This window comes from Pseudomonas sp. 2822-15, assembly GCF_002742515.1.
Classification (GTDB): domain Bacteria; phylum Pseudomonadota; class Gammaproteobacteria; order Pseudomonadales; family Pseudomonadaceae; genus Aquipseudomonas; species Aquipseudomonas salomonii.
The window spans coordinates 135982-151690 of record NZ_LJRY01000180.1 but is presented as its reverse complement, the minus strand read 5'-3'; the positions used below and the strand labels follow the sequence as shown (position 1 = coordinate 151690).

Sequence of the window (15709 nt, the reverse complement as noted above, 5' to 3'; positions counted from 1 at the left end):
GTTCGGGAGTCGTGATATGGAACATCCGCAACTGGATTGGAATAACCTGGGCTTCAGCTACAGGAAAACCGACCTTCGTTACATTGCACACTGGCGTGACGGTCAGTGGCAGGAAGGTGCGCTGACCGAAGATAACCAACTGCATATCAGCGAAGGCTCAACCGCGCTGCATTATGGCCAGCAGTGTTTTGAGGGGATGAAGGCCTACCGTTGCAAGGATGGTTCGATCAACCTGTTTCGCCCCGATCAGAATGCTGCCCGTATGCAGCGCAGTTGCTCACGGCTGCTGATGCCGCCCGTCTCGACCGCGCAATTCATTGATGCGTGCAAGCAGGTGATCAAGGCCAACGAACGCTTCCTGCCGCCCTACGGAACAGGCAGCTCGCTGTATCTACGGCCTTTTGTAATCGGTGTGGGCGATAACATCGGTGTGCGTACCGCGCCGGAGTTTATCTTCTGCGTGTTTTGCATCCCGGTCGGCGCGTTGTTCAAAGGCGTGTTGCAACCGAGCAACTTCATCATTTCGGACTATGACCGCGCCGCCCCCAATGGCACGGGCGCCGCCAAGGTCGGCGGCAACTACGCGGCCAGCCTGCTACCCGGTACCGAGGCACGGCAGGCGGGTTTTGCCGACTGCATTTACCTCGACCCGCTGACCCATAAAAAAATCGAAGAAGTCGGCTCGGCCAATTTCTTTGCCATCACCCATGACAACACCTTTGTGACGCCGCGTTCACCTTCAGTATTGCCTGGCATCACCCGCGCCTCGCTGATCGAGCTTGCGCAAAGCCGTCTGGGGCTCAAGGCGGTGGAAGAAGACGTGTATATCGACAACCTCGCGGCTTACAAGGAAGCCGGTGCGTGCGGCACCGCAGCGGTGATCACACCGATCGGCGGTATCCGCTACAACGATCACCTGCATGTATTCCACAGCGAACATGAGGCCGGCCCGCTGACCCAACGTCTGTTCAATGAGCTGACCGGCATCCAGAACGGCGACGTTGAAGCGCCGGCAGGCTGGATCGAAAAAGTCTAAAGCCGTGAGACGCCCGCTGTGCCGACATCCCGTGGGCGTCAGTACAGCGGGCCCATCCAGAAAAGTGGTTATGTCCGACCCACTGACCCCGTAACCGGCAAGTTGCCGAGCAACTTGAGCCCGGTGCTTTTCACAAAGGTGTCGTAGTCCATCGGCTTCTGGATACGGGTTTCGGCGTTGGGCAGCACATAGGCCCAGGCGCGTTGGGACGAGGCGTCGTACACCAGCTTGAACAGGCGCGTCGGCACCCACACCTTGTTGTCGCCGACGGTGCTGTAGCCGGCATCAAACAACGGGCCGGTGAACACAAACACATTGCCGCCGGCGCGCACGGCGAACTTGCGCACGTCGGCCTCGACCTTGCTCCAGATCTTGCGGTTGTTGGTGGGGTCTTGCGGCACCATGTTCGACAAGGCGAAGGACTGCGCCATGGCATTTGCGCTTGGCGCATCGGCGGCCGGGGATTGATGGCCGCGGTCCACCGCCGGGTGCTGGCTGCGATAGTCGCTCAATTCCGCGCGCGCGCCTTTGGGAATGCGCGGGTCGGGATAAAACTGGTTGGTGCGCTCTTCACCCTTGGCGTCTTTCAGCTGTGCGGCATTCAAACGCTCAACCACCACCAAAGGCGTCTTGCTGGTTTGCGAGTAGAGCACCGCAAAGTGATCCGAACACAGCGCCATGGGTTTCATCGAGGCGGGTACGGTGGCCGTGTTGATCGGCTTGGCGCCGGGAAACAGGTCCGCGCAGCCGTCGAAGGAGAGCTGTTTTTCTTGACTGGAATAGAGACCGAGGGCCGCGCTTTGGCTGATGGAGCTTGAGCGCGAAGTGTGTTCATGGGCGGGTGGTTTGATCAGGTCCAGCAGGCTGCGGGCCTGTGCGCCGGGCGAGAGCAGAACAAACGCCGACAGGCCAACTGCAATAATGCGTAAGTGCATGTTTTATATCTTAAAGTGAGGAGCCTAATGGACCCTCACTTTAACCTTTAGTGCGACGCCTGACGGATCGAATTCCAGGCCGCCCGCGCCAGGATCCCCACCTCGTTAAGGCACGCCAGCGCTTCACGCAGGATGCTGCGCCTGCGGGGGAAGCCACTTGCCGAACGGGCAGGCGGCACCATGAACGTGGAGCTCGCTTAGCGCCTAGTGCCCCGCCACCGCTGGCCCATCGGCTGACCGCCGTCCCGGTTTGAAGCCATGGGCACGCGCCGTGCAGGCAATCACCAACGCCACCAGCAGCAACAGCGCCATTGCCCATGGAAAGGAGGCGGCGCCCCACGTTTTCAGCAGCACGCCACCGACTACACCGCTGGCCGCAATGGCGCTGTTCCACGCCACCACGTTCAGCGACAGCGCCACATCGGCGCCCTCTCCGGCGGCATCGGCCAATGCGGTTTGCAGCAGTGTCGCGGCGCCACCAAAACTCAGGCCCCACACGGCCACGCCAAGGTAGATCACCTGCGGCACGCTGCCGACAAAGCCGAACACCAGGGTTACCGCTGCAAACGTCACCAGGCTTGCCAGCACGGTCTTGCGCAACAGCGGTTCGACCAGTTTGGCCGTCAACCAGATCCCCAGCAGCGCGGCAATGCCGAACACCAGCAAGACTAAATCCACACGTTCAGCCAAGCCTGCACGCGCCACAAACGGGGCAATGTAGGTGTACAGAATGTTGTGTGCCAGCATCCAACTGATCACCACCGCCAGCACCGGCCGCACGCCGGGCGTGGTCAGCACTTGGCCCAGGGACAGACGCTGGTGCGCAGGCTGCGGCGGATAGTCCGGAACTTTCGCCAGCACCCACACGACCAGCAGCAGCGTCAGCGCCGACATCAGACCAAAGGTGGTACGCCAGCCCACCAGGCCGCCCAGCCACGTGCCCAGCGGCACACCCAGCGACAACGCAATCGGCGTACCCACCATGGCCAGTGCCAGCGCCCGGCCCTGTTGGTGCGGCGCAACCATGCGCCGGGCATAACCGGCCAGCAGGCTCCAGGCCAGCCCCGCCGCCACGCCGGCAAAGAACCGCGCCACCAGGGTTACGCCGTAATGGGACGACAACGCGGTGATGGAGTTAAACAGCAGAAAGCCGACGATGGTCAGCAGCAACACATTGCGCCGCCGCCAGCCACGGGTGGCAATGGTCATGGGAATCACCGCCAGCACCGAACCCAGCGCGTACGCCGTGACCATCTGCCCGGCCATCGACGGCGAAATCGCTAGGCCATCGCTGATCAACGGCAACAGCCCGGCGGGCAAGGTTTCGGTAACGATGCAGATAAAGCCGGTCATGGCCAGGGCAAGCAAAGCGCCAATGGGCAGGCGGTCGGAGGACGCGGATAAGCTGAGTGAGGGTGTCACGGGAGACTCCTTGGGACGACTTAGATACTGATCGATATAAATGTTGCGTGCGCACACCGTGCGTTGTCAACGACTTATGTATCGACTAGTATTTATCTCGCTTACCCAGAGGATTCCCCACATGGCACAAATGGGCCGCCCGCGTAATTTCGACCGAGACCAGGCCGTTGAACAGGCCATGCACCTGTTCTGGCAGCATGGTTATGACGCCACCTCCCTCGCCCAGCTCAAGGCCGGCTTGGGTGGCGGTATCTCCGCGCCAAGTTTTTACGCGGCATTCGGCTCCAAAGAAGCGCTGTTCGATGAGTGCGTGCAGCGTTATCTGGCCACCTATGCCCAGGTCACCGAATGCCTGTGGGACGAGGCTTTGCCACCTCGCACGGCTATCGAAACCGCGTTGCGCCAGTCGGCGCGCATGCAGTGTGAAGACGGGCACCCCAAGGGCTGCATGGTGGCGCTGGGCGTGATGAGCGCACCCAGCCCGGAGAATGCGCGGGTCGCGGATGCGCTGACGCAATCGCGGGTGCGTACCCGGGCGGGCATTGTGGCCTGCGTTGAGCGCGGGATACGTCTTGGGCAATTGCCAGGCACCACGCAAGCGGCGTCGATGGCGACGGTATTTGACAGTTTCCTGCAGGGCGTTTCGATCCTGGCGCGCGATAACGTGCGGTTTAAGGATATCGACGCGGCGATCAGCCAACTCCTGCTGACATGGGACATTACGGCCGCTACCGCGTCGCCCATTCGTCCCGACACGCCAGCAAAAAATCCACAAACGCCCGCACCCGATGCGGCACATGGCGCCCATGGGGATACAGCAAGGTGAAGGGCCGTGAACGCCCGCCAAACGGCTTCAGCACTTCAACCAGGCTGCCGTCGGCCAATTCACGCTCAACGATAAACTTGTAGGTCTGAAACAACCCCGCGCCGTGTTTGGCCAGGGTGACGCCGCCCAGCACGTCATGGGCAATGCTGTAACCGGCCTGCCCGGCAAACTCCTGCTCCTGGCCTTGCACCTGGAACAGCCAGGGGATGCGTCGACCGTTGCTGGGCAATTCAAATTGAATGCACTCATGCGCAGGCAAGTCGTCCAGCACCTGCGGCGTACCGGCGCGTTTCAGGTAGGCCGGTGCGGCAACGACCACCAGCTCGGCATCTTCCAGCAGCCGCGCGATCAACGACGAATCCGGCTGGGCGCGCACGCGAATGGCCAGGTCATAGCCTTCGGCAACGAAGTCGATATTACGGTTGCTGATATGGATGTCCACGGTCACTTGCGGGTACTGCGCACGGAACCTGGGCAGCAGCGGCAGCAAGCGGTGATGTGCGTAAGTGGTCGGCACACTGATGCGCAAGCGCCCGGACGGCACCGCCTGCGCGCCCATCACCTGTTGCTGGGCCTCCACCAGTTGCGTCAGCGCCTGGCGGCATTGCTCGAAAAATGTGCGGCCGCTGTCGGTAAGGCGAATGCTGCGGGTGGTGCGCACAAACAAGCGCGCGCCCAGGCGTTCTTCCAGGCGCGAGATACTGCGGCTCACGGCGGCCGGGGTAACGCCTGCGGCCTGCGCAGCTGCAGTAAAGCTGCCGGCTTCGGCAGCCAGGCAGAACAGCTCGATGCTGCCCAGCTGCAAATCTTCGAAATGGCGTTTCATGATTGATTACATCGGCTCACTATCCGACGCCATACTTACCAGCCTCTTGCCCTTTAATACAGCGCGCCGGGCGAGAAACGCCAAAGATCACTCGCCCTCAGGGCACGGTGACAAATTTGATCGTTCCCACGCTCCGCGTGGGAATGCCGCCCCGGACGCTCTGCGTCCAGCGCTTGAAGGTGTGACGCGGAGCGTCACCGGATGCATTCCCACGCAGAGCGTGGGAACGATCATGATCACAGCAGTAACCGCGAAAAATCGCAGCATTGTTGCGCCATCTGCGCCACGTCCTGGTTCAAGCCGAACTGCCGGTCCGCCCGGTGCAACGCCACGTACTGGATGCGCGGCAATTCGGGTTCGGTGACCAGCGCCCGCAGCGCGCCTTGCTCGATCAAGTGCGACAAGCACGCCCTGGGCAGGTAACTTACGCCAATCCCCGACAACGCCAACCCCACCTGCACCAACAAGTTGTGGCTCGACAGCCTACGCGGCATCTGCACGTTGTGCGCGGCCAGCCAACGCTCATAGATTAACCCGGTGCCCGACTGCGCGCCCTGGGTGAGCACGGTGTAGTTGGCCAGGGTCTCGAGGCTCACCGGGTCGGCGTCGGGGATCAGGCTGGGCGCGCAGATCCAGGCGTTTTCCACGCATTGCAGCGCGGTGCTGTGAAAGCGTGGGTCGCTGAACACGTCGGGCACGATCACCAGATCCAGTTGGTCGCTTTCGAGCTTGCGGAACAGCTCGCTGCTGAGTTCCACCGAAGGCTCGATCTGCACCTTGGGGTAAGCCTGGCGCAAGGTTTCGACGAGTGCCGGTAACCACGTCAGCGCGGTCAACTCGGTGACGCCCAGGCGAAACCTGCGCACCAGCACTTCACGGGCGCTGACCCGTTCGAGCAACTGGTCGCGGCCTTTGAGCAGGTCGCGGGCATAGTCGAGTAGCTCGCCGCCCTTTTCGGTCAGCCGCGCGTTGCGTTTGCTGCGGTCGAAAATCTCTACATCAAAGGTGTCTTCCAGCTCCTGGATGCGCTTGGAGATGGCCGACTGTGACATGTTCAACTTGTTGGCCGCCGCTTCAAAACTGCCCAGTTCAGCGATCCAGTACAGCGCGTCGATTTGCTTGAAGGTGATCACGGCAACCAACTCATTAGAAAAATCGATGCTATCACATCATAAAATATCGCTAAAACTGTCGGTTTATCACTCCTAAGATCCGGCCATAGCCCTTCGCTATCTGACGACTCTGGAGATTTGCCATGTCCTTGCCCGGTTCACGCATCCTTCCCAACGCCCCGATGGCTCCGGCCGAGCTGGTCGAAGCCTTTGCCCATGTGGTCACCCCGCATATCAGCGACAACCTCGGCCGCCATATCGGCGCCCGTGGGCTGACGCGTTATAACCGCAGCGGCAAGCTGGTGGGCACGGCGATCACGGTCAAAACCCGGCCCGGCGACAACCTGCTGATCTACAAGGCCATGAGCATGATGCAGCCCGGCCATGTGCTGGTGGTGGACGGCCAGGGCGATACCAATAACGCGGTGATCGGCGAGTTGGTCAAGCTCTACGCCCAGCAACGCGGCTGCGTGGGATTTGTGATCGACGGCGCGATTCGTGATGTCGCAAGCTTTGAGGACACGCCCTGCTACGCTCGCGCCGTCGTACACACCGGGCCTTACAAAACCGGGCCTGGCGAGGTGAATGTGCCGGTGTCCATCGGCGGCATGCTGATCAACCCCGGCGACTTGCTGGTGGGTGATGAAGACGGGCTGGTGGCTTTTTCCCAGGCTGACGCGGCTCAAGTGCTGCGCCGTGCCGGGCAACATGCCGAGCACGAAGAAGCGTTGAAGGCCGAAATCGCCACGGGCGCGGTGCGCCAAGGCTGGATCGACAAAGTGCTGGTAAACGCCGGCTTGGCGGAGTGAACATGAGCACAGCCTTTCTTTCCGAGCGTGTGCTCGGCATCGCGCCGTCGCCGAGTGTGGCCGCCAATGCCCTGGTAACTGAACTGCGCGCCCAGGGCCGCGATATCGTCAATTTCACCGTGGGCGAGCCGGACTTCGATACCCCGACGCATATTCTCCACGCCGCCCGCCTGGCGATGGAGAGCGGCGACACCCATTACACCGCCACCACCGGCACCCTCGCGCTGCGCCAGGCCATTTGCCTGAAGCTTTCCCGCGACAATGATCTGGTCTACGGCCTGGACGAAGTGGTCGCCGGCTGCGGCGGCAAGCACATCATTTATCACGCGCTGGCCGCCACGCTTAACCGCGGCGATGAGGTCATCGTGCATACGCCGTACTGGGTGTCCTACCCGGACATGACACGGCTCAATGACGCCACACCGGTGATCATCCCCGGCGATGAACACCAGGGCTTCAAATTGTCGCCCGAGGCGCTGGAACAGGCGATCACCCCGCGCACCAAATGGGTGATTCTCAACAGCCCCAACAACCCCAGCGGCGCGGTGTACAGCGAAGCCGAACTGCTGGCCCTGGCCTTGGTATTGCGTGCACATCCCCACGTGCTGGTGATGGCCGATGAGATCTACGAGCACTTTGTATATGGCAATGCCCGCCACGTGCCGCTGACGCGCCTGGCGCCGGACCTGAAACCGCGCACCCTGATCATCAACGGCGCTTCCAAGGGCTACGCGATGACCGGCTGGCGTTTGGGTTTTGGCGCGGGGCCGGCGTGGCTGATCGCGGCCATCGGCAAGTTGCTGTCGCAAACCACCACCTGCCCCAGCTCGTTGAGCCAGGCCGCTGCGGTGGCGGCCTTTGCCGGTGAGCAGGCGCCCATCACCGCCATGCGCGATGAATACGTGCGCCGCCGTGCGCTGATGTTGGAACGCTTGGCGGGCATTCCCGGCGTGAGCGTGACCCCACCGGACGGCGCGTTCTATGTGTTCGCCAATGTCAGCGGGCTGATGGGCAAGCTCACGCCACAAGGGGACCCCCTGGAGAGCGACACGCAGTTGGTGGAGTACTTGCTGCGCGAATACGGCCTGGCCACCGTCAGCGGCGCGGCGTACGGCATGTCGCCGTATGTACGCCTGTCCTTCGCAAGCGCGCCAGACGTGATCGAAGAAGGTTGCCGCCGCCTCCGGGACGCGTGCCACGACCTGCGCTGAACCCGGCGCAACACCCGGCGGCCAAGGGATGGCCGCTGTTTTGACTGCCTAGAACAACAACTTAAAAATCATTGATCGCAAATGAGGCATTCCCATGCACACGCCCCGCATCGCGCTGGTCTGGCAAATCATGATCGGCTTGCTCGCCGGTATCGCCATTGGTGCCCTGTTGCACCGTTTTCCCGAATCCCGGCCGTGGCTGGTGGACAATATTCTGCAACCGGCAGGCGACATTTTTATCAAGCTGATGAAGATGATCGTCGTGCCTATCGTGTTCTCTTGCATGGTGGTGGGCATTGCCGGGCACGGTGACGGCAAGGCCCTGGGCCGAATCGGGGTCAAAACCCTGAGCTATTTTTTCTGCATCACCACCCTGGCGATCATTGTCGGGCTGGTGTTGGGCAACCTGCTTAAACCGGGCGCCGGCACTGAACTGGCCAGCCTGCATGCGGCAACTGTCACCCTGCCTGCCAGCGGTGGCGGCGGCCACAGCCTGGGGCAGATCATCGTCGGCATCATCCCCGACAACGTGATCAGCGCCATGGCCCAGGGCAGCCTGTTGTCGGTGCTGTTTTTTGCGGTGATGTTCGGCCTTGCTGTGTCGCGCTTGCCCGCCGAACGCAAAGACCCGGTGATCGCGCTGATGCGTGGCCTCTCGGATGCGATGTTCAAACTGACCTCGATGATCATGGCCTACGCGCCCATCGGCGTGTTCGGCATGATCGCCGTCACCGTGGCCAACTTTGGTTTCAGCGCGCTGCTGCCATTGGCCAAACTGATCATGGTCAGCTATGTGTCCATCGTGTTTTTCGTGCTGGTGGTGCTCAACCTGGTTGCGCGTTTGTGCGGGATCAACCTGTTTGCCTTGATGCGGCATATCAAGGATGAACTGGTATTGGCCTTCTCCACCGCCAGCTCCGCGGCGGTGATGCCGCAATTGATGAAAAAGCTCGAAACCTATGGCGTACCGCCGTCGCTGGTGAGCTTTGTGGTGCCGGTGGGTTACTCGTTCAACCTCGACGGCGCCTCGCTGTTCCTCGGCATCGGCACGTTGTTTGTAGCGCAGTTGTATGGCATCGACCTGAGCCTGGGCGATCAGGCCTTGCTGGTGGTGACCATGGTGCTCACCTCCAAAGGTGCTGCGGGTGTGCCGGGGTTTATGTTTGTGATTCTCTCCGCCACCTTGGGCAGTGCCGGCTTGCCGCTGGAAGGCGTGGCGATTATCGCGGGGGTTTATCGCTTGATGGAGATGCCGACCACCGCGTTGAATGTGTTGGGCAATGCGTTGGCGCCGATGGTGATTGCCAAGTGGGAGCAGCGTGAGGCCAAACCGGCTTTACCGGCCGATGCCAAGGGCTTTCGCACACGTGCCTGAGCACACTCCGTTCATGTGGTGATCAGGATTGTCCTGCTCGCCACAGTGCAGGTATTCGTCCTTGACGGGTGCCCCGGCGCCGGCAAGACGCTTTGCGCCAGCGGGTCCAGGTGTTAGAGGCCGGATTGTATAAGCCTGCCACAACCGACACTTACCGCTGACGCACATCCCGCAACACCGGCTCTTTTTCACGGGCACTTCGCCAAAATTCAACGTCACGCTCTATGCCGAGCGTAGCGACACCGCGTCGCAGCGCCTCCTCCAAGCCAGCGATGCTCATCAGGGCGAGCTCGATAGCCCGACAAGCCGCGTCAGGATCAGCGAACGACGTCAAATCGCAATTGACGCTCAAGTGGTCTGTGCCTGCATCCCCTGTGGACAGGGTCAACTGCAAGGCAAATGACTGGCCACACCGGCGCCATAGGGTCTGGCAGACAGTTGAGAGGCTGAGTAAATTGCCGCAAAAATTAAAGCTCGTATCACTGCGCCCCTGCAGGATCAAAGTGCCGACCCGCTGTTGCGAGGTGGGCAGCAGCGTAGCGATGTCCCCCGTGTCATAACGGATAACCGGAACAATAGGCGCCTTCAAATCACTGAGATACAACTTGCCCTGGGCGTCGACCTCGGCCAGTACCCATTTACTCAGGAAATCATAATGACCCGGCGGGTGTGCAGGGGTTGAAACGCCCACCAGGCCCATCTCGGTATTCCCATAAAGGCCATAAAACTCGGCCTTCGGCCAAACCGTTCTTATGTAATCTTGCTTAGCGCCGGAGAACGCTTCGCCGATATAAATCACTTTTCTGATATCCAGCACTACATTGGCTTTCAACGCCATGTGAGCGGCCTGAATAATACCGCCCGGTGTCGCCAGCAAGGCGCTGACTCCCACTTCGCGGCAGATATCCAGGCACCCTTCGGGGCAGTCCTGCGCGTCCAGACGCCCGACAGGCAAAACGGTGCAGCCAATCGGCTCCAATAATCGCGAAAGCCCCTCGTACAAGCAGCCAAATCCGCCAGGCACCAGTAAGTTGGCCACGACGTCCTGACTGGAAAACACCCGCTGCCCTAAAAAGCGACGCAGCTCCACTGCGTAGGCGTCTCGCGAGACACTGGGCCAAAAATCATTGGCCACAACCAGCGCAGAGGCGGTTGTACCCGACGAACTGACCAAATAACAATGACGCAAACGGCCCTCATCACGCAGCTTCTCCACCACACCCTGAAGTGTGGTCTTTGAAGATACAGGGTACAGACGGTCAAACTGTTCATAGCTCAGCGCCCGTGGGTAACCCGAGTAACCCGCCTCACGATAGTGCTCAACCATACGGTCAAAAGACTGCGCATCAAAAAAAGAGTGATTTAGCATGCAAGCCGCCTTCCCTGCAGAACCTGGCTTAAAAATAGGCGAGGTACTCATCCTTAAGAAACCGCCAGTTCTCGGGACTCAACTGCGCCCCGTTCAGCGCTGACGCGGTCAATTGCTCAAACACCTGCACGTCTGCCCACAGAGCAGCATCGTCAGCATGGGAAAAAGCTGCATTCATCGAAGACGAAAACAGGTCACTGGTTTTCTTGAAGGGCTGCCCTTCTTCGACATTCAACTGAACCCCTATCACGCTGCTGAGCTGGCTGACCGCTGCCGGCAACCCCTCAGGCGTCCCCCCGAAAACACCGGGTGAGGTGCTGATAACGTCACTGATAATGCCAGGCTTGATCAGCCGCGCATCAGACAGCTCAGCGGCCGGCGCGAAACTGGAAAAGTACAGTTGTTCCAGTAAGTGAGGGGCGTAGCAGTGCGCGAACAGCACCGGGGTGATGGTGCCGTGCAATCGCGCGCCCACTTCGATCATCACAGGGCCATTGGGGCTGTCCAGCAACTCCATATGGATTGCTCCGTTTTCAATCCCCATGGCTGAAGCCGCGTTTTTGGCATAGTCGACCAGGGCCCGCACCGCGTCGGAGCTCGGGTCCAGCAGGAAGGTAAATTTCTTCACGAACGGGCAGCCTTCGATACCCAGTTCATCACAGCGGATATAGCGACAGACGGACGCAACAACATAGGTGCCCTGCCGCGCGACCATATCGACAACGTACTCTTTGCCGGTGACAAAGGGTTGCAGCACAAAACAGTCATTGTCCGACCATGTTGAAGAAAAGCCGCCCCAATCCGCGGCAAGAATCGCGCTCTGCAACTCAGCGCGGTTTCTGCAAAAAACCACGCCTTCACCGCCTGCCGAAGACTGCGGTTTGAGCACACAGGGGTACGCATCCCAGTGTTCCATAACCGACTGCGCAGCTGCCTTCCCTTCCAGCACGTGTGTCGATATACACGCCAGACCCGCCTCTGCCAGTGCGCGCTGCATCGCATCTTTATGGCGACGTAACCGAGAGTAAGCGGGGTCATTGCCAGGTAAGCCATGACGCTCGCTCAAGATATCGGCGATGAATACACCGTTCTCGCTGCCAGCGAGGATGATGTCGAAAGGCAGTTCATCAGGCCCCGGTACCTGTTCGGCAGAGATAAAAATCCCTTGATAGAGTTCGGCATTGAATTCGCCTTTCTTTTTCTCGCTCAAGGTCGGCATTTTGCTGACTTTATCCATCTCCATGACGGCGTAGCAGTCAACACCCTGCTCCTTCAGGTACCCCACTAATAGATTTGCATTGGAGACGGGGTTGGTGATCAGACAGCGCTTAGTCATCGTATTAATCCCTGCTGATGCCTGGCGGTAGTTGACGAAATCGTTGCGCACAAAGAACGATGTTGAAATGCGACTTCACCAGGCGAACCAGTTCGTCAATCGTTCGAACGTTGTAGCTGGAGCGACGCTTGCCCTGGACACACACCAGCGTGCCGTTTTGCAGGATGTCGCCCCCTTCTGAATGAGGGCGGGCACAAATGAAATGGCTGGCAAACAGGGAGGTGGGGGCATGGGTGTTGTAAAAGTGAGTCACGCGAAACTCTTCATAGTTGTAGTCTGCATCACGGACAACCAGCAGGCCCTGCCAACACTCGCCGCGCAGGTACTCCACCAACCAGTCACGATTGCCCAGCCGCGTGACGCGGTAGCGGTGGCACCCCTGCACTTGCGTCAGCTGATCATCACGCTCATCAAGCGAAAGCGGCCTTATGGGGCCGCGCAGACCAAACCCGACATCGCATAGCCAGCGTTTTCCCTGCGCACTGACCACCAGCGCCATGTGCGTAGACAACTCACGGCATACGCCGTGCGCGAATGTCTTGGCCAAGGTGCGCTGCACCGAGAACCCAAGGCTTTCCAGGGCCTGCGCAAAAATGCCATTCATGTGCGTACAACCACCGCCCCGTTGCCCGTACACGATTTTTTGAGCGACGAGGTTCAATGCAAACGGCACCTCTACGTCCAGAAATCCATCTGCCATATCAAATGGAATATGGGTGACGTGCGCTTCGTGCAGACGGGCCAGGCTGGCAAGATCCGGTTGGCTTGCGTCAGGGTTGCCCACGCGCTGAAGATACGCGCCCAACCATGGCGGGCTGTTCAGTTGCGCCGTGGGGCAAACCTCCAAGGGTTCATCCAACATTTTCGCCATTCCCCACACGCAGCAAACTGCCAGTGGTTGAAAGGCGCCGGGTTGCCAGCAGACACACGGCCTCGGCGACTTCTTCAGCCGTCATTACCCGCCTTGCGGGAATCGACTTGAGAATCTCCCTGACCTGATCACCGGCGAAAGCCTGAAACATGTCCGTATCCACAAAGCCCGGAGAAACGCAGTTCACTCGCACATCAAAGCGCGCCAGTTCGATCGACAGGCCCATGCTCAGGCGTTCAATCGCGGCTTTGGCGCAGCCATAGGCTGTATTACCCAACTTTATTTTTTGCGCGGCAACTGAACCGATATTAATAATATTGCCGTGGCGTGCCTTTGCCATCAGCGGGGCAAACACCTCACAAAAATTCAGCGTGCCGCCAAAATTGTTTGCCATCACTTGTTCAAACGTGGACGGCTCTTGACTCAAGAACAACCCATCGCGCGCGATGCCAGCATTGTTGACCAACACTGAAGGCAGAGGATGGTCCTGAAGTTGCGTGCAGAACTGTTCAACCTGACGCCTGTCGCTACCGTCAACGCGCGCCGTGATTGCACTCGGGCCGAACTCGCACGTGAGGCGATCTGCAGCGGCTTCATCCTTGAAATAGGTCGCGAAAACGGTAAATCCCTCCGCGATTAACTTGCCTGCAATCGCGCGGCCTATTCCACGCGTTCCTCCCGTTACAATAGCGGTCTTAGTCATACATGACGCTCCCTCGACAATGTACAGAACGTGAAGTCTTCAGGACAAAGCCGACCTCCTTGGCGCCCGGCCGGTCGAACCCTGAAAACTGTAAATCCAGACACTCCCCTGGTGTGATCGGCGCCATAAAGACCACTCGTTTTACACGCAGGGACGCACCCGGCAGCAGGTGCCGGCAACAACTCAGCACAAAACCCACCGTAAACGCACCTGGAACAATCGGATGCCCTGGAAAATGCTCATCAAAGATCGAAGCGACCGCGTCCACCTGGACCAACACCGAGTGGTTTTCGTCTATTGACTCCAGTGACGTGGTAAACACTTCATACCGCACGGTTTCTTTCTCCCTGAGCCAAATAGTAATCCGGGTATTTTTGAGTAAACACCACGGCGCACAAGATCGTGAAGTAAGACATCAATAAGTAAATCGGCCAATAGTCGTTAAACATCAGACTCAATACAGCAAGCCCAAAATTAAGGCTGAACACCGCATTCCACATCAAGGTGATATGTTTATTGATGAAAAAGAACGCCGGCGTGTGCCAGACCTCCTCCGGAGCTTCCAACTTTGCATACTGCAGCGTGAAGGGTTTGCCAATACAATAAGAGCCCCACCCGGCCACTGCCAACAAGGCGTAGATCAGCGGTTTAGTGTATGACAAGCTGAAAAATCCGGGTTCAGCATACGAAATACAAGCGACCAGAACAAAGCCGCACGCGACACTCCAATCAATAACAAACTTGTGCCTCAAGCCCTTGTAGCACAGCACAATCAAGACCACTAATGACAACAATGCCGCCTCGGTATAACTCCCCGATCGCCAAGTCAGAAAGTAAGGAAACAACAACGGAGGAATAATAAGATTGATCATGACATGCACACCCCTGGGGAGCAGAACGCAAAAGGCATCCCGGCCGATTTAATTCATGGCTGCGTGGCCATGACCGTCACCAAACAAAACACGTCATCGTATTGAGTGGGGTCGCTCGACGAGAAAACCTGCACCGTGCCGCCACGGGGCTCATGGGAGACCTGGCCAAATAAATAGCGCGCCTGGCGCAGGTCTCCCGCACTCAGATTACGCAACGACACCGGCAAAAACCGCTCGGCCACTGACACCGCACCGGCGCTCGCCCTCACACACCTCACCGCGAACTGGTGACACAGCTCAACGGTGACCAGACTGGCGTCGTAGCGAGCAATAAACATCTCCAGCACATCACGATCCAGCCGAACACGGAACAGCTCACCATGCCTTTCCAACTCAGGACACAGTTCCAGATAATTCATGAAGCCTCCCACGGCGTCTTGTCAGCCCGCTGACCGTCCCGGCACCCGGCGCCCCTCATGTCTTGTTGACACACGTGGCATCGGCAATGCCGTCTCGCGCATACCGATTCAGAATCGACAGCATCTTCCACGCGCGTCCGCACAACAGCCCGATCGTCAAACCCGACGCCACGCCGATCAAGACCACCATCGGCAATGAACTGGCGAACACTCGATCTGTCGCCTGCTCATAACCGATGTAATATTTAATGCCGAAAAAAAACATCGAGAGTATCAACAGCTTTAATGAGCCCGGCACTGAAATGGAGTGCCGGGCCTCCCCTTGGGTAATACCCTGATAGTCAAACCACAACGCTGCGATTGCCCAGCCGACTAATAACCCTGCCACCCAGGTGCCCATTGAAAGCAGTGGATGCGTGGCATAGTCCATTGCCGCCAATGACCACACCACAAAGATGACCGGGCTGAGCAAGAGGGAACGACGTGTTTCAGTACTTCTAAAACAGGCCATCACGCCGTAATAGAGAAGCATGAAAAAAACGGCATACACCCACAGTGGCGTTTCACGCAATATAACAAGCATGGGT

17 protein-coding genes are annotated in these 15709 nt (G+C 59.1%); 5 read left to right on the top strand and 12 right to left on the bottom strand.

Annotated elements, in window-relative coordinates:
* The first annotated feature begins 16 nt into the window (after nucleotides 1-16).
* Entirely contained in the window at nucleotides 17-1036 is a 1020-nt protein-coding gene (locus tag AOA59_RS11170; RefSeq protein ID WP_056861168.1) for a branched-chain amino acid aminotransferase, read from the top strand.
* Between the two features lie 68 nt (nucleotides 1037-1104).
* Here AOA59_RS11170 and AOA59_RS11165 read toward each other — a convergent pair whose 3' ends face one another.
* Together AOA59_RS11165 and AOA59_RS11160 are read right to left on the bottom strand one after the other, a co-directional pair.
* Nucleotides 1105-1971: a DNA/RNA non-specific endonuclease gene (locus AOA59_RS11165; protein WP_099487326.1), complete on the bottom strand. Its 867-nt coding sequence runs from the start codon at nucleotides 1969-1971 to the stop codon at nucleotides 1105-1107.
* A 204-nt stretch (nucleotides 1972-2175) separates the two neighbouring features.
* Entirely contained in the window at nucleotides 2176-3393 is a 1218-nt protein-coding gene (locus AOA59_RS11160) for an MFS transporter (protein WP_099487325.1), read from the bottom strand.
* A gap of 121 nt (nucleotides 3394-3514) precedes the next feature.
* Between AOA59_RS11160 and AOA59_RS11155 the strand changes: the two genes are divergently transcribed.
* Nucleotides 3515-4219, top strand: coding sequence for a TetR/AcrR family transcriptional regulator (locus tag AOA59_RS11155; protein WP_099487323.1), 705 nt, complete (start codon nucleotides 3515-3517; stop codon nucleotides 4217-4219).
* Here the strand turns inward: AOA59_RS11155 and AOA59_RS11150 are convergent.
* Together AOA59_RS11150 and AOA59_RS11145 are read right to left on the bottom strand one after the other, a co-directional pair.
* Nucleotides 4122-5045 carry a LysR family transcriptional regulator gene (locus tag AOA59_RS11150; RefSeq protein WP_099487321.1) on the bottom strand — a complete coding sequence of 308 codons (924 nt, stop codon included), beginning with the start codon at nucleotides 5043-5045 and terminating at the stop codon, nucleotides 4122-4124. The two genes, AOA59_RS11155 and AOA59_RS11150, sit on opposite strands and share 98 nt — an antisense overlap.
* 236 nt (nucleotides 5046-5281) lie before the next feature.
* Nucleotides 5282-6178: a LysR family transcriptional regulator gene (locus tag AOA59_RS11145; RefSeq protein WP_099487319.1), complete on the bottom strand. Its 897-nt coding sequence runs from the start codon at nucleotides 6176-6178 to the stop codon at nucleotides 5282-5284.
* Between the two features lie 122 nt (nucleotides 6179-6300).
* Between AOA59_RS11145 and AOA59_RS11140 the strand changes: the two genes are divergently transcribed.
* The 3 genes from AOA59_RS11140 (at nucleotide 6301) to AOA59_RS11130 (ending at nucleotide 9552) form a co-directional block, all read left to right on the top strand.
* Nucleotides 6301-6966, top strand: coding sequence for an RraA family protein (locus AOA59_RS11140; protein WP_099487317.1), 666 nt, complete (start codon nucleotides 6301-6303; stop codon nucleotides 6964-6966).
* Between the two features lie 2 nt (nucleotides 6967-6968).
* Nucleotides 6969-8177: a pyridoxal phosphate-dependent aminotransferase gene (locus tag AOA59_RS11135; RefSeq protein ID WP_099487316.1), complete on the top strand. Its 1209-nt coding sequence runs from the start codon at nucleotides 6969-6971 to the stop codon at nucleotides 8175-8177.
* A 94-nt stretch (nucleotides 8178-8271) separates the two neighbouring features.
* The gene (locus tag AOA59_RS11130; RefSeq protein ID WP_099487314.1) at nucleotides 8272-9552 is read left to right on the top strand and encodes a cation:dicarboxylate symporter family transporter; all 1281 of its coding nucleotides are present in this window, start codon (nucleotides 8272-8274) and stop codon (nucleotides 9550-9552) included.
* Between the two features lie 151 nt (nucleotides 9553-9703).
* Here the strand turns inward: AOA59_RS11130 and AOA59_RS11125 are convergent, their stop codons facing one another.
* Genes AOA59_RS11125 through AOA59_RS11095 form a run of 8 tightly spaced genes read right to left on the bottom strand, consistent with a single transcriptional unit; the run spans nucleotide 9704 to nucleotide 15705 of the window.
* On the bottom strand, nucleotides 9704-10921 hold the full coding sequence (locus AOA59_RS11125) for a hypothetical protein (RefSeq protein ID WP_099487313.1): 1218 nt from the start codon (nucleotides 10919-10921) through the stop codon (nucleotides 9704-9706).
* Nucleotides 10922-10949: 28 nt separating this feature from the next.
* Nucleotides 10950-12308: an ATP-grasp domain-containing protein gene (locus tag AOA59_RS11120; protein ID WP_143522777.1), complete on the bottom strand. Its 1359-nt coding sequence runs from the start codon at nucleotides 12306-12308 to the stop codon at nucleotides 10950-10952.
* Nucleotides 12262-13119 carry an arylamine N-acetyltransferase gene (locus AOA59_RS11115; RefSeq protein ID WP_158235240.1) on the bottom strand — a complete coding sequence of 286 codons (858 nt, stop codon included), beginning with the start codon at nucleotides 13117-13119 and terminating at the stop codon, nucleotides 12262-12264. Before AOA59_RS11115 ends, AOA59_RS11120 begins: the two co-directional genes overlap by 47 nt.
* On the bottom strand, nucleotides 13109-13831 hold the full coding sequence (locus tag AOA59_RS11110; protein ID WP_099487307.1) for an SDR family NAD(P)-dependent oxidoreductase: 723 nt from the start codon (nucleotides 13829-13831) through the stop codon (nucleotides 13109-13111). Before AOA59_RS11110 ends, AOA59_RS11115 begins: the two co-directional genes overlap by 11 nt.
* Nucleotides 13824-14165, bottom strand: a complete 342-nt coding sequence (locus AOA59_RS31980) for a hypothetical protein (protein WP_139114109.1) — start codon at nucleotides 14163-14165, stop codon at nucleotides 13824-13826. The genes AOA59_RS11110 and AOA59_RS31980 overlap by 8 nt, the downstream gene beginning before the upstream one ends.
* On the bottom strand, nucleotides 14155-14703 hold the full coding sequence (locus AOA59_RS11105; protein ID WP_099487306.1) for a hypothetical protein: 549 nt from the start codon (nucleotides 14701-14703) through the stop codon (nucleotides 14155-14157). Before AOA59_RS11105 ends, AOA59_RS31980 begins: the two co-directional genes overlap by 11 nt.
* 53 nt (nucleotides 14704-14756) lie before the next feature.
* Nucleotides 14757-15122, bottom strand: a complete 366-nt coding sequence (locus AOA59_RS11100) for a hypothetical protein (protein WP_099487304.1) — start codon at nucleotides 15120-15122, stop codon at nucleotides 14757-14759.
* 55 nt (nucleotides 15123-15177) lie between these two features.
* On the bottom strand, nucleotides 15178-15705 hold the full coding sequence (locus AOA59_RS11095) for a DUF6622 family protein (RefSeq protein ID WP_099487302.1): 528 nt from the start codon (nucleotides 15703-15705) through the stop codon (nucleotides 15178-15180).
* Between the last annotated feature and the right edge of the window lie 4 nt (nucleotides 15706-15709).